This is a genomic window from Pseudoalteromonas sp. GW168-MNA-CIBAN-0100, from assembly GCF_040309225.1.
GTDB lineage: Bacteria > Pseudomonadota > Gammaproteobacteria > Enterobacterales > Alteromonadaceae > Pseudoalteromonas > Pseudoalteromonas arctica.
This window is the reverse complement of record NZ_JBEOOL010000196.1, coordinates 1-386: the sequence shown is the minus strand read 5'-3', so window position 1 is coordinate 386 and position 386 is coordinate 1. Positions and strand designations below refer to the sequence as shown.

Annotated in this window: 1 pseudogene; it reads left to right on the top strand. The window is 45.6% G+C overall.

Annotation, left to right across the window (positions count from 1 at the left end):
• Positions 1 to 386, top strand: a pseudogene (locus AAEY62_RS25335) (contractile injection system protein, VgrG/Pvc8 family); the annotation flags it as partial.

Genomic DNA, 386 nt, shown 5'->3' with positions numbered 1-386 from the left:
AATAATATAAACATTACGGGCTCAGGTAATGGCGATTTAATTATTCACAACGCGGGCGGCGAGATAAAACTCGACAGCCAAGGTAATGTTGATATTACCGCCACTAACGTACTCACACTCGATGGCACATTTATAACCTTTGATGGGCCGGTTGATTACGACATAACCAGCCCACAAACAGCGCGGGCACCAAGCAATGCAAGCCCTGTTAATATTAGTCAAGTGACTGCGTTTGATTTGGGTGACAATACGTTATCCGCAGGTTCACTCGCTCAGCTTGAGCTTGAATACCTTTATGGTGATGGCTCACCCGTTGATGGTATTGACTATATTGTTATCGATAATGAGGGCGTTGAACATACCGGCTCACTGGCAAACGGTGTAGC